General features: G+C 72.4%; 20 protein-coding genes. 9 read left to right on the top strand and 11 right to left on the bottom strand.

From position 1 onward, the window contains the following. Window positions 1-7 precede the first annotated feature (7 nt). Entirely contained in the window at window positions 8-634 is a 627-nt protein-coding gene (locus ABFX55_RS03820; protein ID WP_346117649.1) for a LysE family translocator, read from the top strand. Between the two features lie 13 nt (window positions 635-647). On the opposite strand, the gene ABFX55_RS03815 is transcribed toward ABFX55_RS03820, so the two are convergent. Together ABFX55_RS03815 and ABFX55_RS03810 are read right to left on the bottom strand one after the other, a co-directional pair. Next, a complete protein-coding gene (locus ABFX55_RS03815) occupies window positions 648-1430 on the bottom strand; it encodes an SDR family NAD(P)-dependent oxidoreductase (RefSeq protein WP_346117647.1) in 783 nt (260 codons plus the stop codon). Window positions 1431-1506: 76 nt separating this feature from the next. After that, a complete protein-coding gene (locus ABFX55_RS03810; RefSeq protein ID WP_183643691.1) occupies window positions 1507-1761 on the bottom strand; it encodes a helix-turn-helix domain-containing protein in 255 nt (84 codons plus the stop codon). A gap of 47 nt (window positions 1762-1808) precedes the next feature. Here ABFX55_RS03810 and ABFX55_RS03805 point away from each other — a divergent pair, with 47 nt between their 5' ends. Beyond that, on the top strand, window positions 1809-1994 hold the full coding sequence (locus tag ABFX55_RS03805; protein WP_346117645.1) for a hypothetical protein: 186 nt from the start codon (window positions 1809-1811) through the stop codon (window positions 1992-1994). Between the two features lie 134 nt (window positions 1995-2128). Here ABFX55_RS03805 and ABFX55_RS03800 read toward each other — a convergent pair whose 3' ends face one another. From ABFX55_RS03800 to ABFX55_RS03790, 3 genes are all read right to left on the bottom strand, one after another. Then, the gene (locus ABFX55_RS03800; RefSeq protein WP_346117643.1) at window positions 2129-2959 is read right to left on the bottom strand and encodes a nitroreductase/quinone reductase family protein; all 831 of its coding nucleotides are present in this window, start codon (window positions 2957-2959) and stop codon (window positions 2129-2131) included. 525 nt (window positions 2960-3484) lie between these two features. Then, window positions 3485-4912, bottom strand: a complete 1428-nt coding sequence (locus ABFX55_RS03795; RefSeq protein ID WP_346117641.1) for an FAD/NAD(P)-binding protein — start codon at window positions 4910-4912, stop codon at window positions 3485-3487. 359 nt (window positions 4913-5271) lie between these two features. Continuing rightward, the gene (locus ABFX55_RS03790) at window positions 5272-5703 is read right to left on the bottom strand and encodes a hypothetical protein (RefSeq protein WP_346117639.1); all 432 of its coding nucleotides are present in this window, start codon (window positions 5701-5703) and stop codon (window positions 5272-5274) included. A gap of 208 nt (window positions 5704-5911) precedes the next feature. On the opposite strand from ABFX55_RS03790, the gene ABFX55_RS03785 reads away from it, so the two are divergent. Continuing rightward, window positions 5912-6160, top strand: coding sequence for a response regulator transcription factor (locus tag ABFX55_RS03785; RefSeq protein WP_346117638.1), 249 nt, complete (start codon window positions 5912-5914; stop codon window positions 6158-6160). A 76-nt stretch (window positions 6161-6236) separates the two neighbouring features. Here the strand turns inward: ABFX55_RS03785 and ABFX55_RS03780 are convergent, their stop codons facing one another. Further along, entirely contained in the window at window positions 6237-6761 is a 525-nt protein-coding gene (locus tag ABFX55_RS03780) for a GyrI-like domain-containing protein (protein WP_346117636.1), read from the bottom strand. Further along, window positions 6758-7546 (bottom strand): MerR family transcriptional regulator, encoded by a 789-nt coding sequence (locus ABFX55_RS03775; protein WP_346117634.1) that lies wholly within the window; start codon window positions 7544-7546, stop codon window positions 6758-6760. The genes ABFX55_RS03780 and ABFX55_RS03775 overlap by 4 nt, the downstream gene beginning before the upstream one ends. Before the next feature lie 79 nt (window positions 7547-7625). Between ABFX55_RS03775 and ABFX55_RS03770 the strand changes: the two genes are divergently transcribed. The 5 genes from ABFX55_RS03770 (at window position 7626) to ABFX55_RS03750 (ending at window position 13984) form a co-directional block, all read left to right on the top strand. Then, window positions 7626-8390 (top strand): MerR family transcriptional regulator, encoded by a 765-nt coding sequence (locus ABFX55_RS03770; RefSeq protein ID WP_346117632.1) that lies wholly within the window; start codon window positions 7626-7628, stop codon window positions 8388-8390. Between the two features lie 135 nt (window positions 8391-8525). Beyond that, complete coding sequence (locus ABFX55_RS03765; RefSeq protein WP_346117631.1) at window positions 8526-9929, top strand: MFS transporter; 1404 nt, start codon at window positions 8526-8528, stop codon at window positions 9927-9929. After that, window positions 9926-12427, top strand: a complete 2502-nt coding sequence (locus ABFX55_RS03760) for a PEP/pyruvate-binding domain-containing protein (RefSeq protein WP_346117629.1) — start codon at window positions 9926-9928, stop codon at window positions 12425-12427. Before ABFX55_RS03765 ends, ABFX55_RS03760 begins: the two co-directional genes overlap by 4 nt. 26 nt (window positions 12428-12453) lie before the next feature. Continuing rightward, window positions 12454-13041, top strand: coding sequence for a TetR/AcrR family transcriptional regulator (locus ABFX55_RS03755; protein ID WP_346117627.1), 588 nt, complete (start codon window positions 12454-12456; stop codon window positions 13039-13041). Window positions 13042-13156: 115 nt separating this feature from the next. Next, window positions 13157-13984, top strand: a complete 828-nt coding sequence (locus ABFX55_RS03750; RefSeq protein ID WP_346117625.1) for an SRPBCC family protein — start codon at window positions 13157-13159, stop codon at window positions 13982-13984. Here ABFX55_RS03750 and ABFX55_RS03745 read toward each other — a convergent pair. Beyond that, complete coding sequence (locus ABFX55_RS03745) at window positions 13959-15005, bottom strand: DUF4037 domain-containing protein (RefSeq protein WP_346117623.1); 1047 nt, start codon at window positions 15003-15005, stop codon at window positions 13959-13961. The two genes, ABFX55_RS03750 and ABFX55_RS03745, sit on opposite strands and share 26 nt — an antisense overlap. A gap of 171 nt (window positions 15006-15176) precedes the next feature. On the opposite strand from ABFX55_RS03745, the gene ABFX55_RS03740 reads away from it, so the two are divergent. Beyond that, window positions 15177-15512 (top strand): DUF3817 domain-containing protein, encoded by a 336-nt coding sequence (locus tag ABFX55_RS03740; RefSeq protein ID WP_346117621.1) that lies wholly within the window; start codon window positions 15177-15179, stop codon window positions 15510-15512. Here ABFX55_RS03740 and ABFX55_RS03735 read toward each other — a convergent pair. The 3 genes from ABFX55_RS03735 to ABFX55_RS03725 form a co-directional block, all read right to left on the bottom strand. Next, window positions 15470-16213 (bottom strand): GNAT family N-acetyltransferase, encoded by a 744-nt coding sequence (locus ABFX55_RS03735; protein WP_346117619.1) that lies wholly within the window; start codon window positions 16211-16213, stop codon window positions 15470-15472. The genes ABFX55_RS03740 and ABFX55_RS03735 overlap by 43 nt on opposite strands. Beyond that, entirely contained in the window at window positions 16210-17640 is a 1431-nt protein-coding gene (gene purB, locus ABFX55_RS03730; RefSeq protein WP_346117618.1) for an adenylosuccinate lyase, read from the bottom strand. The genes ABFX55_RS03735 and purB overlap by 4 nt, the downstream gene beginning before the upstream one ends. A gap of 89 nt (window positions 17641-17729) precedes the next feature. Continuing rightward, window positions 17730-20972: an efflux RND transporter permease subunit gene (locus tag ABFX55_RS03725; RefSeq protein ID WP_346117616.1), complete on the bottom strand. Its 3243-nt coding sequence runs from the start codon at window positions 20970-20972 to the stop codon at window positions 17730-17732. Between the last annotated feature and the right edge of the window lie 36 nt (window positions 20973-21008).

Below are 21008 nucleotides of genomic sequence, written 5' to 3'. Positions count from 1 at the left end.
GGAAGGCATGACTTCGGCTTTGTGGTCGTTCGCGGTGGTTGCGGGGTTGGTCACGATCGTGCCTGGGCTCGACACGGCGCTGGTGCTGCGGGCGGCGTTGACTCGGGGCAGGCGGGTGGCTTTCGCGACGGCGCTGGGGGTCAACACCGGGGTGCTGGTGTGGGGGGCGGCCGCGGCGGCGGGGTTGTCGGCGTTGCTGACCGCTTCGCAGGTGGCCTTCACCGCGTTGCGTTACGCGGGTGCGGCCTACCTGGTGTGGTTCGGGGTGTCGATGATCGTGAAGGCCCGGCGGCCGGCGCAGGGGGTGGCCGAGCCTGCCGTACGGGAGGGTGGCGGGCTGGTCTCGGCGTGGGGCAGGGGCGCGCTGACGAACCTGCTCAATCCCAAGATCGGCGTGTTCTACGTGGCGTTGCTGCCGCAGTTCCTGCCGCAGGAGGCGCCGCCGTTGGTGGGCGGGTTGCTGCTGGCGCTGGTGCACAACGTGGAGGGCCTGGCCTGGTTCACGTTGCTGATCTTCGGGGCGGGGGCGGCGAGATCGTGGCTGGAGCGGCCGGTGGCGCGCAGGGTGATCGACAGGGTGACGGGCACGGTGCTGGTCGCCTTCGGGCTGCGGTTGGCGTTGTCGCCGCAGTAGCGGCCGGGAGCGCTCAGATGAGCCCGCCGTCGACGTGGATGTTCTGGCCTGTCACCCAGCCGCTGTCGGGTCCTGCGAGGAAGGCGACGACGGCCGCGACGTCGGCGGGGGTGCCGAGCCTGCCCAGGGGGGTCATGGTGGCCACGGCCTGGCGTTGCTGTTCGGTGGTCGCCTCACGCAGCAGGTCGGTGTCGGTGGGGCCGGGTGAGATGGTGTTGACGGTGATGCCGCGTCCTGCCAGTTCCTTGGCCGCGACCCTGCTGAACTGCTCGACGGCGGCCTTGCTCGCGGTGTAGAGGGCCTCGCCCGGGCTGGGCCAGGTGGTGCTGACGGTCGACAGGTTGATGATCCTGCCGCCGTCTCGCAGGTGGGGCAGGGCGTGCTGGATGGTGAAGAAGACGCCTTTGGCGTTGACGGCCATGGCGTGGTCGTAGTCGGCCTCGGTGACCTCGGAGATGGGGCGGTCGGCGGCGATGGCGGCGTTGTTGACCAGGATGTCGAGGCCGGGTTCGGGGAAGCGCTCGTGGGCGGTGGTGAAGGCGGTGGCGAACAGTCGCTGGATGTCGTCGAGGTCGGTCAGGTCGAGCCGTACGGGCCAGGCGCCGCCGTCGGCCGAGCCGCGCAGGGCGCCGACCTCGAGGTCGATCTCGGCGGCCACGCGCCGGGCGGCGGCCTCCGCCGAGGCGTAGGTGAAGACGACCGAGGCGCCGTCGGCGGCCAGGCGTTGCACGATGGCCCTTCCGATGCCGCGTGAGCCGCCCGTCACCAGCGCGGTTCTGCCTGTCAGTGGCCCCATGGTCGCCCCTTTCGCCGGCTTGCCCACCTGTCCCCTGCCACAGATGAGGCACTTCAGTCGGCGCGGGCGGCCGGTGTTAGGTTCGTACGGCGGGCGTCAGGTGGAGCGCGATCTGGTCGAGGGAGACGTCGAGCACCTCGGCCAGGGCTGCGATGGTGAAGAAGGCGGGCGTGGGGATGCGGCCCGTCTCGATCTTGCGGAGCGTTTCGGCGGACATCCCCGCCGCGGCGGCCACCTCCACGATGCTGCGTTCGCCGCGCGCCTGCCGGAGGAGGTGGCCGAGCCGTTCGCCGCGCTCGCGCTCGTCTGGGGTCAAAGGGGGTCGCACCATGGGCTCACCCTATCAAGCGGTATAGAAATACCGGTATAGTTATCGCCGTGGTGGAGATCGAGACCGACAACGAGCTGGCCGCCCTGCCCGGTGTCCAGCGCCTCGGTTCCACCCTCGTCATGTGGAGCGTCGCGGAGAACCGGCCCTGCCCTTCGGGGCCGCCGCCCTGCGCACCAGGATGCTCCATGAACCCGGGGCGGCGGGCGCTCGGAGGAAGCCCAGGCAGGCGCTGAGGAGGCGCTGCGGCCAGGGCGGCGCTGCTCGCCCGCCGTACCCCCGCACTCCCCCGGGCGCACTCCCCCTGGGCGCACTGCCCTGTCAGGCCCTCCGCCGCGTGATCACGCGCCCACGCGCCCCGGACACTCGCTTACGCGTCGAGAATGGGGATCAGCTGCTCCTCCTCGTAGGTCAGGTGGCTCTCCAGCGCGTCGATGAGCCGGTCGACCTCGGCCAGCACCGAGGCGGGATCGGCGTCGGCGGTGGAGATGACCTGCTGCAGTTCCTCGATCAGCGCGGCGACGGTGTGGTGCTCCTCCCCCAGCCGCTCGATGGTCGGGGCGAGCTCGGGATGGCGGGCGGCCAGGGCGGGGAACATTCCCTGGTCCTCGTGGGTGTGGTGGACGTGCAGTCCCTGGCAGAGGGTCAGGCAGTTCACCCGCAGCTGGGCGCCCAGCCCGGCGCCCGACTCGGTGATCTCCTTGCGGATCAGGGCCAGCTCCCGCCTGAAGGTGTTGTGGATGAGCCTGAGCGCCTGGCCGAAGGAGTCGGCCTTGATGTTGGGCGGCCCGCTCGGGATCTCCTTCAGCGCCACGACCGGGAGGACGCGGGTGGTCTTGGCCTGGTAGTCGGCCCATCCAGGGTCGGCCTCGACCGCGCGGGCGAACAGGCGGTCGCGCTCTTCTCCCTCCAGGACGGCGGCGTGCGCGTCGTAGGTGAAGACGCCGGTCTCGACCTGGACGCGCGGGTTGGCCACGACGTTGTGGAACCAGGCCGGGTGCTGGGCCGCGCCTCCGGCCGAGCCGATGACCAGGACGCGGTCGCCGTCGGGCAGGTATCCGAGGGGGGTGGTGTGCGGGCGGCCCGAGCGCGCTCCCGTGGTGGTCAGCAGGAGCAGTCTGGCTCCTTCGAAGTATCCGCCGACCCGCCCTTCGTTGGCCCGGAACTCCTCGATGACCTGCTGGTTGAACTCGTTCGGCATTCTCTGCTTTCTTCTTCGGGTGTGGTGAGCATGACGACGTCACCACGGCAGGACCGTGGTGCGGCGGTGAGGGGACGGCGCGCCATGCCGCCCGGCGGGGCTGACCCGGCGGGTGGTGTACGGCGGCGCCGCCAAGAGGGGGATGTCGCGCGTCGGCGCGGAAGGGTGGCCCACGGGCGGAGCAGACAGCAAAGGCGGACCTCTGGCCCGCCCGGCGCTCACGCCGTGGCCGGGACCCTCACTCGCTCTTGGCCCAAACAGGCCGACCCGGCAGTCACACCGAGCACCCTAGCGGCACCGAAGTCGGCCAGGCAACGCCGCCCCGACGCCGGCGAGGGCCGCGACGGCTTCCGGCCGTCGGGCAGCCACCGGCCTCCTGGCCGCGCCGCGCCGCGCCGGGGCCGCACGTCCTGGGCCTGCCGTCTCGCGCGGCCGGCCGGAGAGTCTGTGCGCCGTCCGCCGTACCCGCGCTGCGCGCTCGGCCTGCGCGGCGGGGACGACGGGGCGGCGGGGCGGCGGGGATGGTCAGCCGGCTTGCGCCGTGAGCGTCGCCTGGGCGGCCCGGGCGGCTTGGGCGGCGACGCCCAGGATGCCGGAGGTGATGAACGGGCCGCCGCCTGCGAGGTCGCCTACCACGTGCAGGCGTGGATCGGCCGGGACCAGTCCACCGGCCGGATGCGGCCCCGCCAGCTTTTCGGCCAGCAGGGAGGCGACCAGCGGCGCGGCCGCCTGCGGCACGGCCTGCGGGGAGGGGTTCACGGCATTGACGACGACGTCCGCGCTCTGTGTTCCGTCGTCGCAGCGCAGCCGGAAGCGCCCGTGCGCGGCTTCGATCTCGCGGATGCCCGCGGCCACGGTGAGCTGCCCGCGCTCCAGCAGCTCCCTCAGGACGCGCGCGTTGACCGGCACCATGGGCGAGGCGAGGCTGGTGGCCAGCCGGAAGTGACGCCGCAGTCGCCCGCGGTCGGGCTCGGGCAGCAGCCGCCAGGCGTAGGGGCCGAGGGCGTGTGCCGTCTCCTGCAGGACGCGACGGCCGATCGCGGGATCGTCGACGGCGGCCAGCTGGCGTCGCAGCCGCCGGCCTGGCTCCTCGGTTGTGGCCGCCAGCAGGTCGGCCGCGAAGTCGTCGAAGTCCTCCCCCGCCGCATCCAGTTCGGCGCGCAGCAACTGGATGAGGTCGTCCAGGGTGACGGCGCCGTTCTCGCGGTGCAGCGCCGTCACGCGTTCGGCGGTCAGGTGCCGTGGCCGGTGATCGAGGGGGCGCTGCCAGACGTGCGGCAGCAGGCCGCTGCGCGAGACCAGCTTGATCGGCCCGGTGTGCCCGCGCGCGGCGAGCGAGACGACGACGTCGACCGCGGTCAGGCCGCTGCCGATGACCGCCACGCTGCTCTCGGCCGTGACCTGTTCCAGTGTTCGGGCCAGCGGGTACGGATCGGCCACGAAGCCGGGGGCCGCGCCGAGGCCGTAGTGGTCGTGGGGTGTTCCCGCGCCCACGCACAGCGCCACGTGGTCGGCTTGGTGCACGTGCCCGTCCTCGGTGCGCAACCTCAGCCGGTCTGCGGAGGCGGCCATCGCGGTGACGCGGGCGGCGTGCACGCGTACGTGCCAGCCGCGCTCGCGCAGGGTGGCCAGTGCCGTCTCGGCGGTGTGCTGCAGGTAGTGGCCGTAGAGCGCGCGGGGAACGAGCGGCTGTCCGAGCAAGCCGTCGAGGTGGGCGGGAGCGCGCTCGCCCAGCCAGGTCGCGTAGTGCCCCCTGTCCTGGTGACGGATCGACATGAGGGCGGGTGGGGCGTTGACCAGCACCGTGTCCAGGTCGGGGCCGTACGGGCGGCCTCGCCACAGGTGCGTCGACGGCTCGAACACGGTGAGGCCACCGGGCCGTGCGGCGGTGGCGGCCAGTGTGTCCAGCAGCGCGACCGTGGCCGCGCCCGCTCCGACTATCGCGATGTCCATGTCTTTCCCTTCGTGGCGTGTCCTGGGCCTCGAAGCATCACGGCAGCCGGAGCCGCTCTCCATCCCCTCGGGCGGGTGACCGGCGGGCGTCGATCCCCCTCAAACGAGGGGTTGGCCTCGAGCGGAACATGGGGCAGGCTCACCGGGGGTCCTGACCACAGGTAGGAGGCTCGATGAGCGATCGGCTCCGTCAGGCCGAGGTGATGTCGGCCGCCGAGCGCGCCGGTGACGCGCTGGAGCTGTTCAGCCGCGTCTGCGACAGGCTGCGGCGGCTCGTGCCCTACGACGCGGCCGTGTGGACGGCCACCGACCCCGAAAGCGGCCTGGTCACCGCGCCCATGCTGGTCAACAACCTCGGCTCAGGTGAAGGCTGTGCCGCCTACTGGGAGAGCGAGCTTCTGGAGGAGAACGTGCTCGCTTTCAGGGATCTGGCCCGCGCCGCCGTCCCTGCGGCCGGTCTGCGCGCGGCCACCGGCGATCTGCCCTCGCGTAGCGCACGCTTTCGCCGCCTGCTCGGGGTCCAGGGTGTCGATGACGAGTTGCGCGCCGTGCTGCGGATCGGCGAGCGGCCGTGGGGTGTGGTCAGCCTCTTTCGCATGCGGCCTGGCTCGGCGTTCGGGCAGGAGGAGATCGCGTTGCTCGCCGCTCTGTCCGGGCCGCTGGCCGAGCGGCTGCGCCGGTTCGCTCGTCCCTCCGGGTCGGGCGGCGCATCCCGCGCGCCCGCGCCGGGGCTGCTGCTGTTCGACGAGCACGGCGAGGCCACGTCCATCAACGAGGAGGCGCGCGGCCATTTGGCGCTGCTGCCGGACGGCCCTTCCGTCCCTTCGGCGCTGGGGTTGCGGCTGCCCATCTGGGTGGTGGGCGCGGCTCTGCAGGCCAGGGCGATCGCGGGGGGGCCGCGATCGGGGCAGCGCCAGGGTCCGTATCCGCACCGTCGACGGTCAGTTGCTGACCTGCCACGCCTCATGTCTCAGCGGCCCCGGTGGCAGGCCGGGTCCGGTGGCGCTCGTCATCGAGCCCACGGCTCGGGCCGACGTGGCGCTCATCGTGGCCCAGGCCTACGGTCTGTCACCGCGAGAGCTGGAGATCGCCCATCTGGTCGCTCGGGGGCTGCCCACCGCCGAGATCGCCGCGGCGTTGTTCCTGTCTCCGCACACCGTCCGCGGCTACCTCAAGGCTGTCTTCGGCAAGGCGGGTGTCTCCAGCCGGGGCGAGCTTGTCGCGCGGCTGTTCGCCGAGCGCTTCTGAACCCGGGGTGGGCGCCGGTGGAGGGCATGGCGGCCGTCTCCTCTACCGGGGCCCGCCCGCCACGCGGCCGGGTCGATCACTGGGCGGTCGCCGCGCTCCTGACCGGCTGGCGCAGCACGGTGCGCATCTTGGCGGGGTCGCTCTCGCCCAGGTCCGACAGGTACACCTCGTGGTGGAGGCCGTTGGCCACCAGATCGTGGGCGTCCATGTAGTCCTGCATCGCCGCCAGCGTGAGGTGCTCGTCGCTGTAGGGGCCCTCGTGCAGCGCTTCGACGCACTCGCCCTCGGTGAAGGTGACGACCTGCACCCGGTCGACGGCGGCGCCCGAGGAGCGCACCGCCTCCCTGGCGCGCTCCATCTGCCCGTCGGCCGGTGCGGCGGGCAGCGGCAGGTGCAGGTGCCAGCGCCACTGCTCGCGCGGCACCTGAAGCGCGGGCCGCTCCTCCTCCACCCACCAGCGGCCCTCCAGCGGGCCGAAGGGGACGTTCATGGCGGCGGCGACGGTGTAGAGCGCGGTGATGGCCGAGGCGTGCTCGCTGCCGCCGGGCTCGCCGAGTCCTGAGACGGTCAGCGCGGTGACGGGCCCGTAGGTGGTGATCACTGGTCTTCCTCCAGGGGGATCTGCAGATGGGTGATGAGCTGGTCTGCGGGGGTGGTGGCAGGATCGCTGGCGTAGACCTCCCTGATCGGGCCGTGCACGGGGTGGTTGCGTTCGGCGCACCACGACAGCAGGGCGTGCGCGGTCAGGGAGATCTGGTCGTAGGGGCCGATGTGGGTGGCCTGGGCGAAGCGGCCTCCCGGCAGGAGGCGGCTGGTGGCGCCGGTGAGGGGCGCGTCGCTTTCCAGGGCCACCTCGACGGTGACGGGTTCGTTCAGGTCGACGGGGAACAGTCCGATCAGGCGGGGCGCGGTCTGCTGGAGATGGGCCTGCTGGGAACGGGCGGCCAGGAGCCTGGCCACGCACGCGGAGGTGGCGCGGGCCACGTCAAGGTCGTCGGCGGCCTGTTCCCTCGTCACCGCCACCAGGCGGGCGCTCTCCTCGACCATGCGGACCTGGGCCGACGGCAGCCCGTCGGCCATGACCTTCTCCAGGGCTGCCAGGGTGCGTCGGCGGCGGCGCAGTTCGCTGTCCAGGTCGTCGCGGACCTGGCCGAGCGCGCCGGCCGTACCCGACAGGACCTGCGCGATGACCGCGAGCGGCACGTCCAGTGACCGCAGCAACCCGATCGACATGGCCTGGCGGGCCTGGGAGGGGTGGTAGTAGCGGTAGCCGGTGTCGTCGTCGACGTGGGCGGGCGGCAGCAGGCCCAGGTCGGCGTAGTGGCGCAGCTGTTTCACGCTGAGCCTGCTGAGACGGGCGAACTGCCCGATTGGCAGGAGGTCCATGTCTCAAGGATGGGCTCTCCCTCCGCAGGAGAGTCCATCCGGTTGACCCTCACGGTGGGTGAGGGTTCATGCTGGAGGGATGAGTTTGACGGTGGGGCAGGTGGCGCGGCTGGCAGGGGTGACGGTGCGGACGCTGCACCACTACGACGAGATCGGCCTGCTGTCGCCCTCCGAGCGCAGCCAGGCGGGCTACCGGCGTTACACCGACGCCGACCTGGAGCGGCTGCAGCAGGTGCTGTTCTACAGGGAGCTCGGGTTCGGGCTGGAGGAGATCACCGCGATCCTGGACGACCCCGGCAGTGACGAGATGACGCATCTGCGTCGCCAGCACGAGCTGCTCATGGCGCGCATCGACCGGCTGCGGGACATGGCCGCGGCGGTGGAGGTCGCGATGGAGGCGCGGACCATGAACATCACGCTCACGCCCGAGGAGCGCTTCGAGGTGTTCGGCGGCTTCCGTCCCGAGCGGTACGAGGCGGAGGTGCAGCGGCGCTGGGGCGGCACGCGGGAGTACGCAGAAAGCCGCCGCCGGGTCGCCTCCTACACCAGGGACGACTGGGTGCGGCTGCGCGATGAGGCGGCGCTGATCACCGAGGAGCTGGTGGCGGCGATGAAGGCGGGCCTTCCCGCGGGCGGCGAGGCGGCGATGGATCTGGCCGAACGGCATCGCGAGCACATCAGCCGCTGGTTCTACGCGTGCACGCCCGCCATCCATCGCTGCCTGGGTGAGTTGTACGTCGGCGACGCCCGTTTCACCGAGACGTTCGAGTCGGTGGCATCGGGCCTGGCGGCCTATCTGGGTGAGGCGATCGAGGCCAACGCCGACCGGCAGGAAGGGGTGTGACCTCGGCCGGGGTTTCGGCCGGGGCGTGGGCGCGCCTGCCGGAGGGGTGCGGCGCTCGAATCTTAGTGAACGTTGCGTATCCAATAGGTGAAGCGTACTCTCCTTAGAGAACGAACCGTCTTCTAAGGGGGCGTCGTGCGTGGATCGGTCACCGCCGTCCTGCCGGGCCTGCTGGTGGCCATGCTGCTCGGCGCGCTCGACCAGACGATCATGACGCCCGCGCTGCCGGCCATCGCCGCCGACCTCGGCGGCCTGGCGCAGATGCCCGCCGTCGTCACCGCCTACCTCCTCGCCGCCACCGTCGTCATGCCCGTCTACGGCAGGCTCGGCGACAGGTTCGGCCGCAAAGCCGTCATGCAGGCGGCGATCGGGCTGTTCGTGGCCGGAGCGCTGTCGTGCTCACTGGCCGCCTCCATGCCGCAACTGGTGGCCTTCCGGGCGCTGCAGGGCGTGGGCGGCGGCGGCCTCATGATCGGCGCGCAGGCCGTCATCGGCGAGATCGTCAGCCCCCGCGAACGCGGCCGCTACCTCGGCTTCATCGGCGCCGCCTACGTGGTGGCGGCCGTCGGCGGGCCCCTGCTCGGCGGCTTGTTCGTCGACCACCTGAGCTGGCGGTGGATCTTCGTCATCTACCCGCCGCTCGGCCTGCTGGCCTTCGTGCTGCTCACCCTCACCCTCCACCTGCCGCGCCCCTCACCCGCCTCGCGCCCGCCCCTCGACTACGCCGGAACCCTCACTCTGGCGGCCGCGGTGATCGGCGTCGTCCTGCTCGGCCAGACCCGCCAGCCCGCCTGGCTCCTGCTCGCCCTGGCCGGCGCCGCCGCCTGGTTCGTCTGCGCCACCAGGGCCGCCGACCCGGTCCTGCCGCTGCGGCTGTTTCGCGACCGCGCCTTCTCCGTCCCGGTGGCCATCAGCTTCCTGCTCGGCTTCGCCCTGTTCGGCACCCTCACCTACCTGCCCTCCTTCCTGCAGATCGCCCTCGGCGCCGCCGCCGCGCAGGCCGGACTGGTGGTGACCGCGCTCATGGCCGGCGTGCTGGCCACCACCGTCGTCTCGGGCCGCCTCATCACCAGGACCGGCCGCTACCGGCCCTACCCGATCGCGGGAACCGCGATGGCGGCGGCCGGCCTGACGCTGCTGGCCGTGCTGTCGGCAGGGCTCGCGACCGGCGATGTGAGGCCGGGCGCGGCCGTGGCCGCGCTCAGCGCGGCGATGGCGGTGACAGGGCTCGGCGTCGGGCTGGTCATGCAGGTGATGGTGCTGGCCGCGCAGAACGCCGTCGGCTACGCCGACCTGGGCGCGGCGACCTCCGCTGTCACCTTCCTGCGCCAGATCGGCGCCTCGGCCGGGGTGGCGGTGGCCGGCACGCTGATCACCTGGCGACTGGAGGACGCACCCTCGCAGGGCGCGGCGCTCGCCGAGGCGATGCCGCTGGTGCTCGCCCTGATGGCGCCGCTGCTCGGGGTGGCGTTCGCGCTGGCGCTCGTCCTGCCCGCCCGCCCGTTGCGAACCACCGCGCATGTGAAGGAGCCCGCATGACTTTCGTGACAGCGTTGCAGGAGCTCGACAGGCACAGCCTGGCGGTGGCCGGCGGCAAGGCCGCCAACCTGGCAGAGGCGCTCAGGGCCGGCTTCCCCGTCCCCGACGCCTTCGTCGTCACCACCGACGCCTACGATCTCGTGACCGCCGACCCCGGCCTCAGCGCTCCGCTCGCCGCCCTGGCCGCGCCCCACCACCAGGACGACGACCTCAGCGCGAAAGTCAGGGCCGCCTTCGAGACCGTCGAGATGCCCGACGACCTCACCCGCGCCATCCTCGAGGCCTACGCGGCGCTCGGCGCTGGCCCCGTCGCCGTCCGCTCCAGCGCCACCGCCGAGGACCTGCCAGAAGCGGCCTTCGCCGGACAGCAGGACACCTACCTCAACGTCGTCGGCGAGCAGGAACTGCTGCGGGCCGTGCGAGGATGCTGGGCCTCGCTGTGGAGCGCCCGCGCCATCGCCTACCGCGCCCGCCGCGCTGCCGTCCACGGGGCCGTCCACGGGGCCGGCGGCGTCGAGGCGAGCCGGGTGCGCATCGCGGTCGTGGTGCAGGTCATGGCGCAGGCAGAGGTGGCCGGGGTGATGTTCACCGCCCACCCGGTGACGGGGGCGCGCGAACAGATCGTCATCGAGGCCAGCGCCGGGCTGGGTGAGGCGGTGGTCTCCGGGCTGGTCACCCCCGACCACTACGTCCTGGACGCGCGCGGCCACATCCTCCAGCAGCGGCCGGGCAGGCGCGAGATCGTCATCAGCCCCGCGCCGGACGGCGGCCTGCTCAGGCACACCCCCGACGCGGCCCAGCCGCCGCGGACGCTTCCCGCGCAGGCGCTGCGGCGGCTGGCGGCGCTCGGCAGAGCGCTGCAGGCCCACTTCGGCCGCCCCCAGGACATCGAATGGGCCTACGCCGCAGGAGCCGTCACGCTGCTGCAGGCCAGACCGATGACCGCGCTGCCCCCTCCGCCGCTGCGGCTGGGCAGGCTGCAGCGCAGGCTCGGCTCCATCCTGCTGGAGTACCTGCCGGTGCGGCCCTACCCCATCGACATGTCCACCTGGCTGCCCTACGGCCCGGCAGGACTGATGGGCGAGGTCATGCGCCACTTCGGCATCAGGAAAGCCTTCGAGGGGTTCCTGCCCGAGGTCGACGGCGTGGTCGAGCGGCTGGTGCCACCCAGCCCCCGCCCCTCGCCCGCCGTGCTGGCCACGCCGCACAAGCTGGTGCGCCTGGCGCGCCGCCACGATCCGGCCCGATGGACCGAGGACCCGCGCTTGGCCGCGTTCATGGCCGAGACGGCCCGCCTGCAGGCCCTCGACGTCGCCGCGATGACCTGGCAGGAGCTGGTACGGCTGCCGCGCCGCGCGTTGCGCTCGCTCGCGCCGATCGCCGCCCTCCGCATCGACTACCTGCCCCGCACCGGGCTGTCACTGGCGCGGCTGGCCCTGGTGCTGCGCCTGCTGGGCAAGAACGCGCTGCTCGGCGAGCTGATCACCGGAGCGCGCACCCGCACCGCCGACGCCAACGCCGCGCTGGAGGCGCTGGCAGCGACGGTACGCCGGGACCCACGCCTGACCGCGGCCGTCGAGGCGGGCGAGCTCACCTTCGAAGGACACGACCCCTTCCACGGCGAGCTGGCCGCCTTCCTACACGAGTACGGGCACAGGGAGACCATCAGCCCGATCCTGCTCACGCCGCCCACGTGGGGCGAGGCGCCCGAGGTGGTGCTCGGCACGATCAAGGTGCTGGCCGGGCGGCCCGCCGCCCCCGCCGACCGCTGCGAGCAGGCGATGGGCCGCCTGCTGGCGCACCCGCTGCTGCGCGCCGACCCGCGCGCGGCGCGCCGGGTTCGGCGCTGGGTGGAGCAGGCCAGGCACGGCATCGCCTTCAGGGAGGACAGCCACTTCTTCTTCACCAAGCCGCTGCCGGTGCTGCGCCGCGCCGTCCTGGAGATGGGCGGCCGCCTTCGCGACGCCGGCGTGCTCGACGCCCCCGAAGAGGTCTTCCACCTGCGGATGGAGGAGCTGGAGGCGGCGGGCGACCCGGCCGCGATGGGCCAGGGCGACCGGCGGCGCCTGCGCGAGCTGGTGGCCCGGCGCGCACAACGCAGAGCCGAGCTGGAAGGGGTGCCGCTCATCGACGCGCGCGCCGTCTTCCCCGCACGTGACGACGGCGACGCCCTGCTCACCGGCACACCGGCCGGCGGCGGGCGCGCCGCAGGGCCGGTGCGCGTCATCAATCAGCCCGCCGAGTTCGGCACGCTGGCCGACGGGGAGGTGCTGGTGTGCCCCTACACCAACCCGTCGTGGACACCGCTGTTCCAGCGGGCGGCCGCGGTGGTCGTCGACACCGGCGGCCCCGCCTCGCACGCCGCGATCGTGGCCCGCGAATACGGCATCCCCGCCGTGATGGGCACCGCGGTCGGCACCGGCGTGCTGCGCACCGGCCAGCCGGTGACGGTGGACGGCTCCACCGGACGGGTCACCGGACCCGCGCCCGCTTCCTAGGATCTAGGCATGGTGAGGATCCAGGCATGGTGACCGACCACCGCAAGCAGCCCAGGCGCAGGGGCGAGGCGCTCAACGCCGCCATCTTCGAGGCCGTGCTGGCCGAGCTGGCCGAGGTCGGCTACGCCAGGATGACCATGGAGCGGGTCGCCGAACGAGCCAGGACGGGCAAGGCGTCGCTGTATCGGCGCTGGCCCAACCGCATGGAGCTGGCGATGGAGGCCGTCTACCACGCGATGCCCGACCCTGCCTGCCCCGCGCAGACCGGCAGCCTGCGCGGCGACCTGCTGGCGCTGCTGCGCAGCCAGGCCGAGCTGCTGGCCGGGCCCGCGGGGGAGGCGTTGCGCGGGCTGCTGTCGGAGGTGCTGTCGGACGCCTCCAGGATGGCCGAGCTGCGCCGCCTGTCGCACGGCAGCAGCAGGCAGGCGATGGGCGAGGTGGCGCGCAGGGCCGTCGAGCGGGGCGAGATCGAAGCCTCCGCGGTGACGCCGCGCCGGCTGGAGGTGGGGCAGGCGATGCTGCGCCACCAGTTCCTCTCGCACGGCGTGCCGATCGCCGACGAGGCGATCGTGGAGATCGTGGACGAGGTGCTGCTGCCGCTGCTGTCGCGCTGAACCCCTCCAGCCGGCGAACCACCTGCCCCACCTGCCCAACCTGCCCACCTGCCCGCGGGGCCGGGTCTCGAGCGGTTCGAGGCTGCTCGCCGCCGGCTGCGGGTATAGGCCCTGTATGAACATCCAGTCCCTGGACAGCGATCTGGGCCGCAGCGTCCTGCGGATGGAACGCCCGCTGCCGCACCCCGTGCACGCGGTGTGGCGGGCCCTGACCGACCGCGCCGTGCTGGCCCGCTGGTTCCCCGCCGACCTGCGCATCGACGATCCCATGCCGGGCGGCAAGGTGGTCTTCGACTTCGGCGCAGGCGAGCCCGCCATGATCGGGATGGTCACCGACTTCGAGCCGCCCCGCCTGCTGGCCTACACCTGGGAGGGCGACCACCTGCGCTGGCAGGTGCGCCCAGGGGCGCTGACGCTGGCCCACACCTTCGACGACAGGGCGGGCGCGGCCAGCTTCGCCGCGGGCTGGCACACCTGCCTGCGGATCCTGGCCGCCGAACTGGCCGGCCTGCCCGCCCCCGAGGCGGAGGACACCGCCGAACTGCACGACGCGTTCGTCAACGAGTTCGGGCTCGACGAGCCGGAGTTCGGCCCCGGATCGGTACGCCTGGAACGCCAGCTGACCAGGAGCGCCGAACTGGTGTGGCGGGAGCTGACGGCGGGCCTGCAGGTACGCGCCGACGGCCCGGTCCCTGCCGGCTTCACCTGCCGGCCCATCCCCGCGGGCAACGTCGGAGAGGTCGAGCCCGAGCGCAGGCTCGTCTACTACACCCCCGACGGGACGGTGGCCTGGGAACTGGGCGAGGGCACCGGGCAGGGCGCACGCCTGGTCCTGACCCACAGCGGAACCTCCGCCGCAGGACGTGAGCTGGCCGCCTCGGCCTGGCGCGAGCACCTGAGGCAGCTGGCCGAACGGCTCAGGCGGCTGCCGGCTGAAGGGTGAGCACGGCGGCGGTCACCGCTCTGGCGCGAGCCGGGTGGGTGAGGATCTCGACGCTGTCGCACATCTGGTCGACGCTGCCGCACAGCGCGAGCGCCCGCACCTGCGGGTCGCCGATGGACTCCAGCAGCGCCCCGGCCAGGCGTCCGCCGTCGATCACCTGGAAGGGCCGGTCATGGAAGGGCCGCACCGACGTCTCAACGGGGCCGGTCAGCGCGATCCTGTTGTGCACGGCGGCCAACCGCTCGTAGGCGGCGCTGAGAGCCGCCTCCCGCTCGCGCCAGGTGCGTGCGGCCAGCGCCGCCCCCAGGGCCTCGCCGAGCTCCGCGGCGCCCGGCAGGCGGGCCAGCGCGCTGCCGAGCCACTTGGCGTAAGGGGGATAGCGTCGTCGTTGCAGCAGCGCCAGCCGCATCACCTCCCTCACCAGCCGCCCGCCCAGCGTCGCCGAGCCGAGCTCGTCGCCCACCTCGGCGCACCTGCCGGGGAAGGACTCCTCCTGCCCGATGCGCTGCCACTGGCAGGCCAGCACGTACCGCCACAGATCGTCGGGATACCAGCGCAGCGCCGCCCGCACCCGGTTCAACTCCTCCAGCCCGTCGTGGAAGACCTCCCCGCACGTCACCTCGGCCAGCGCCTGCCACGGCGCCGACAGCCAGTCCAGCGGCGTGATCGGCCCACGCGGGTCGAAGCCCAGCCGTGAGCTGAGCCAGCCACCCAGCTCGGCCACCCGCACCCCATGACGCACCTGGCCGTGCTGGGCGAACACAGTCGGATAGCCGCAGAAAGAGGAGGGAAGCCCCGCCTCGACCGCCGCCTCGGCCTCGGCCGCGGCGCCGGGCGGCACGAACAGCAGCACCCGAGGACCCCAGTCGTGGTCGGCGCTGCGCTGGGTGTCGAAGGCCAGCACCTCCGAGCCGGGACCGATCAGGGCGGCACTGTGCGGGATATCGGCGACAAGCGGCGCCACCACGTCGGCGTAGTAGGCGCGGCTCAGCTCAAGACCAGGAACAAAACCGGACATCATTCGTTCAACTGTGCCTGAGCGGTCCCGGAACCTCACCCGGTTTTCTCACCCGCCGCCCAGGCCGCCAGAGCCCGCCCGAGCCCGCCCGGCAGGCGGCCCGGATGACCTGGCGGCCCACCCTGCCCCTAGGCTGGCCTGCGCACCACCACACCAGCGAAAGGGTCGCCTCCTGTGCTCCGCCTGTTCCGCGCCGTCGCCATCGCCGAAGCCTGCTCCTGGGTCGGCCTGCTGGCCGGCATGTACGTCAAATACATCGCGCAGGCCGGCGAGCTCGGCGTGAAGATCTTCGGGCCCGTCCACGGCGGCCTGTTCGTGCTCTACCTGGCCGCAGTGCTGCTGCTGGCCCGCCAGGAGGGCTGGAGCAGAGCCGCCACCGTGCTCGGCCTGGCCTGCTCGGTGCCGCCGCTGGCCACCGTCTGGTTCGAACGCCGCCAGCAGCGCCGAAGGAGCGACGCGGGCGAGCCTCAGGCGGCCACCTCGGTCGCCGCCACCGGCAGCCGCCGATAGCCCAGCCGCTCGTAGACGGCCAGCGCGGCGGCGTTGTGGTCATCGACCATCAGCGCCGCCCTGCCGTGCGCCGCCACCAGCCTGCCGCTCAGCCACCTGCACACCCGCCCGGCCAGCCCCCTGCCCCGATGGGCGGCGTCGGTGGCCACCCCCGCCAAGAACCCGACCGACGGCGCGCTCCACGCGTCGGCGGCCACGGCCGCCAGCCTGCCCTCCACCCGCAGCCCAGCCCACCGCGTCACCCCCGGCCTGCCGGGAGCGGCATAGGAGTCGGGGGCATGGACGGCCAGCAGCTTGGAGATCTCCTCCTCGAAGGAGCCCTCCAGCCACGACACCCCGTCGGCCGGACCCACAGGCACATGGTCCAGGCTCATCCAGGAAAAGCCCGCCACCCACCGCAGCGGCTCGACCTCGGCCACCACGCGCCGCATCAGCTCCGCCTCACCCAGCGGGCGAAAGCCGGCGCCCACCTCGGCCAGCGCGTGCCGTACCAGCGTGGATGCCTGCGCGGGCGCGCCCCACACCGCCAGCCTGTCACGCAGCGACACCCCCGGGCCCGCAGCCACCACCGCCTCGCCCGACGACTCCCGCAAAGCCCACGCCCTGGCGCCGCCACGCAGGTCCTGAGCCGCCCACACCACCAGGTCGTCGTCGCCGCACGCGGCCGCCACCTGCTCCAGCGAGGTCAGCTCGACGATCACAGGATGGCGCCGGGCGCGTAGCCGGCCGCCTGCGGGTAGCGGGCCACGATCTCCCCCACCCGCTGCGAGACCGACTCGACCTGGTCGGCCGCCGCGCCCGTGAAGGAGACCCTGTCGGCCAGCAACGCCTGCAGCTGCGCCTCATCCAGCGGGAAGCGCTCATCCCCGCCCAGCCGCTCCAGCAGCCTGTTGGCCTCCCCCTGCGAACGCATCGCCAGCGCCGAGGCCACCGCGTGCTCCTTGATCAGCTCGTGCGCCTGCTCGCGGCCCACCCCGGCCCGCACCGCGGCCATCAGCATCTTGGTCGTGCCCAGGAACGGCAGATAGCGATCCAGCTCGGCCGAGATGACCGCAGGGAAGGCGCCGAACTCGGCCAGCACCGTCAGCATCGTCTCCACCAGCCCGTCGAAGGCGAAGAACGCGTCCGGCAGCGCCACCCTGCGCACCACCGAGCACGACACGTCGCCCTCGTTCCACTGATCGCCGGCCAGCTCACCGGTCATCGACGCATACCCGCGCAGAATCACCGTCAGGCCGTTGACCCGCTCGCACGAGCGGGTGTTCATCTTGTGCGGCATCGCCGACGAGCCGACCTGACCCTCCTTGAAACCCTCGGTGACCAGCTCGTGCCCCGCCATCAACCTGATCGTCTTGGCCAGCGAACTCGGCGCGGCCGCCAACTGCACCAGCGCCGTGACCACCTCGAAGTCCAGCGAACGCGGATAGACCTGCCCCACACTGGTGAAGCGCCGCTCGAAGCCCAGGTGCGCGGCCACCTGCTCCTCCAGCGCCGCCAACTTGGCCCGGTCGCCGCCCAGCAGGTCGAGCATGTCCTGCGCGGTGCCGACAGGACCCTTGATGCCGCGCAGCGGGTAACGCCCGATCAGCTCCTCCAGCCGCGCGAAAGCCACCAGCAGCTCGTCGGCCGCTCCGGCGAAACGCTTGCCCAGCGTCGTGGCCTGCGCGGCCACGTTGTGCGAACGGCCCGCCATCACCGTCGCCTCGTGCTCCTCGGCCAGCGAGGCCAGCCGCGCCAGCAACGCCACCGCCCGATCACGCACCAGCAGCAGGCTGTCGCGAATCTGCAACTGCTCGACGTTCTCGGTCAGGTCACGCGAAGTCATGCCCTTGTGCACGTGCTCGTGCCCGGCCAGCGCGTTGAACTCCTCGATGCGGGCCTTCACATCGTGCCTGCTGACCCGCTCCCGCTCGGCGATGGAGGCCAGATCGACCTGCTCGACGACCTTCTCGTAGTCGTCGATCGCCTGCTGCGGCACCGCGACGCCCAGCTGCGCCTGCGCCCTCAACACCGCCAGCCACAGCCGCCGCTCGGCGACCACCTTGTACTCGGGAGACCACAGGCGGGCCAGCTCGCCGGAGGCGTAGCGGGCGGCCAGGACATTGGGGATCAACGGCTTGGACGTCACGTTGCCCCAGTGTATGGGGCCCGCCCCCGCGCATGCGATGAGGGGGCGGCCCCGGCAGGGACCGCCCCCTCATCGTTCGTGCTCAGGCGCTAGGCCGGGGCGCCCACCTTCTCCTTGGCGTGCGCGGGCGCGGCCGGAGCGCGGCGCAGCCGCTCCTTGGTCCGCTCCACCATCGTGTACAGCGTCGGCACCAGCACCAGCGTCAGCAGCGTCGAGGAGATCAGCCCGCCGATCACCACGATCGCCAGCGGCTGGGAGATGAACCCGCCCGAGCCCGTCACACCCAGCGCCATCGGCGCCAGCGCCCCGATCGTGGCCACCGCGGTCATCAGGATCGGCCGCAGCCTGCGCCTGCCGCCCTCGATGACCGCCTCCACCACGCCCATGCCCTGCTCGCGGTACTGGTTGATCAGGTCGATCAGCACGATCGCGTTCGTCACCACGATACCGATCAGCATCAGCATGCCGATCAGCGCGGGCACACCCATCGGCGTCCCCGTCGCCAGCAGCAACCCGATCGCGCCCGTCGCCGCGAACGGCACCGACACCAGCAGGATCAGCGGCTGCACGAAGCTCCTGAACGCCGCCACCATGATCATGAAGACGATCGCGATCGCCGCCACCATCGCCAGCCCCAGGTCGGCGAACGCGTCGGCCTGGTCGGCCGACACCCCGCCGATCGTGTAGGCGGCACCCGCCGGCAGCGCCAGCGCGTCCAGCTTGGTCGTCAGCGTCTGCGTCACGCTGCCCAGGTCGCTGGCGGCCGCCTTGGCCGACACCGTCGCCGAGCGCTCACCGTCGATCCTGGTGATCTGCGTCGGCCCGTCCACCTGCGACACCTTCGCCACCTGCGACACCTTGACCGGCCCGACCTTGAGGTCCTCGACCTCCTCCACGTCGGCAGGCGCGTCGTCGCCGCGCAGGATCAGATCGCTGGAGATGCCGTCCAAGGTCAGCTGGCCCAGCGGCGCGCCACGGAAGGCCTGCGCCACCGCCTGCCCGACCTGCGCCTCGCTCACGCCCTTCTCGGCGGCCTTCTCCCTGTCGACGGCCACCTCGATACGCGGCGCGCTGCCCTCCAGGTTGGAGGAGACGTCACGCAACTGCGGCAGCTCGCCCATCGCCGCCTTCACCTGCTCGGCCGCGCGGCCCAGCGTCTGCGAGTCCGGCGCCTGGACGATCACGTCGATGGAGTCGGAGGCGAAGCCGCCGCCGCCCTGCCCGCCGACCGTCACCTCACCCACACCCGACAGCTCCTTCAGCTCGGCACGCAGCCGCTCCTGCAGCGCCGCCGTGTCAGCGCCCTCCTCGGCCGTCAGCGAGTACGACACCCGATCGGCGCCGCCGCCCGTGCCGCCCATCATCGCGTTGCCGCCGCCGACGTTGACCTGGTAGGAACGCACGCCCTCCAGCTCGGCCAGCACCCGCTCCACCTTCTTGGCCGCCGCGTCGGTCGTGGCCAGATCCGTGCCCACCGGCATCCGCTGGCTCACCGAGATCGTGTCCTGACCCGAGGAGTCGATGAAGTTGGTCTCCAGCCTGCCCGCCAGGCCCATCGTCCCGGCGAAGACCACCACACCGATCAGCACCGTCACCAGACGGCGACGCGTGGCGAACCGCAACACCGGCAGGTACATGCGCTGCAGCGGGCTGCGCAGCTCCTTGGCCTCGGCCGCCTCCCTGACCGCCCTGGCCTCCTCAGGCTCCAGCGCCGGCGCCTTCAAAAACCAGTAGGCCAGCACCGGGATGACCGTCAGCGACACCAGCAGCGAAGCCAGCAGCGCCACCGTCACCGTGATCGCGAACGGCGCGAACAGCTCACCCACCATGCCGCCCACGAACGCGATCGGCGCGAACACCGCCACTGTCGTCAGCGTCGAGGCCGTCACCGCGCCCGACACCTCACGCACCGCCGCGGTCACCGCCGTCCGTTTCGGCTCGCCGTAACCCAGATGCCGCTTGATGTTCTCCAGCACCACGATCGAGTCGTCGACCACCCGGCCCACCGCGATCGTCAGTGCACCCAACGTCAGCATGTTCAGCGAGTAGTCACCCGCCCACAACGCGATCAACGCGATCACCACCGACAGCGGGATCGACACCGCCGTCACCAGCGTCGAACGCACCGACAGCAGGAACACCAAGATGACCAGCACCGCGAACGCCAGACCCAGCAGACCCTCGGTCGTCAGCGACTCGATCGAGCGCTCCACGTACGGCGCCTGATCGAAGATCACCGTCACCGCCGCGCCGCCGAGCGCCGCCCCCAGCTCCGGCAGCCTGTCGCGTACGGCGTGCGAGATGCTCACCGCGTTGCCGTCCGGCGTCATCGTCACCGACACGCCCAGGCTCGGCTCGCCGTTGGTCCGCGTCAGCGTCGTGGCCTCGGCCTTGCGCCGCTCCACCTTCGCCACCTCGCCCAGCTTCACCGGCTTGGGCGGCTTCGGCGCGACAGCCGGCGTGGCCGGGTTGACCGGGGTGGCCGGGTTGACCGGGGTGGCCGGGTTGGCCTGCGGCCGGCCGAGCTGGCCGGTGGGCCTGCCCGTCTGCTGCTGAGAGGCCTGCGAAGGAGCCTGCTGCGCCTGCGCCGGCTGCGGCGCGGGCGTCAGATACAGGTCCTTCAGCGCCTCGATCGAGTCCACCCGCTCGCCCACCTGGACCGTCAGCGATTTACCGTCCTCGGTCAGCGTGCCGGCCGGCACCGGCGTGCCGTTCGCCTTCAGCACCTCGGGGATCTGCGCCGGCGACACACCCTTCTTCGCCATCTTCTTGGCGTCGGGCGTGATCACCACCTCTTCGTCCCTGGCGCCGGTGACGTCGGCCTCGCGCACGCCCTCGATGCCCTGCAGCTCCGGCACCATGACGCGGCGCAGCCTGTCGGCCATCTGCCGCTCGTCACCGCCGTCGCCCACCGCCAGCACCAGCACCGGGATGTCGTCGGTGTTGCCCGCCACCACCTGCGGGTCGACCCCGTCGGGCAGCGGGATACGGCTGACGGCCTGCTGCATCTTGGCCAGCGAGTCGTCGATGTCGGTGCCGTAGGCGAAGGCCACCTGGATCTGCGCCATCCCCTCCTTCGACGTCGAGGTCATCTCCTCCATGCCGTCGATGCCGGCGAAGGAGTCCTCGATCGGCTTGGTGACCAGATCCTCGACGATCTCAGGCGAGGCCCCGGGGTAGGGCGCGACGACGAACGCGCCAGGGAACGACAACGACGGCAGCAACTGCTGCTTGAGCTGCGGAATGGTGAAGGCGCCGAACGCGCTCAACACGATCGCCACCAATATGACGAGACTTCGGTTGGCGAGGCTCAACCGGGCCAGAGCAGTCATCCGGTCCTCACGGGGGAAGCGACAAAAAGAATTCGC

The organism is Nonomuraea roseola, assembly GCF_039535395.1.
GTDB lineage: Bacteria > Actinomycetota > Actinomycetes > Streptosporangiales > Streptosporangiaceae > Nonomuraea > Nonomuraea roseola.
Note: the sequence above shows the minus strand (reverse complement) of the source record. Positions and strands in the feature narration are given on the sequence as shown.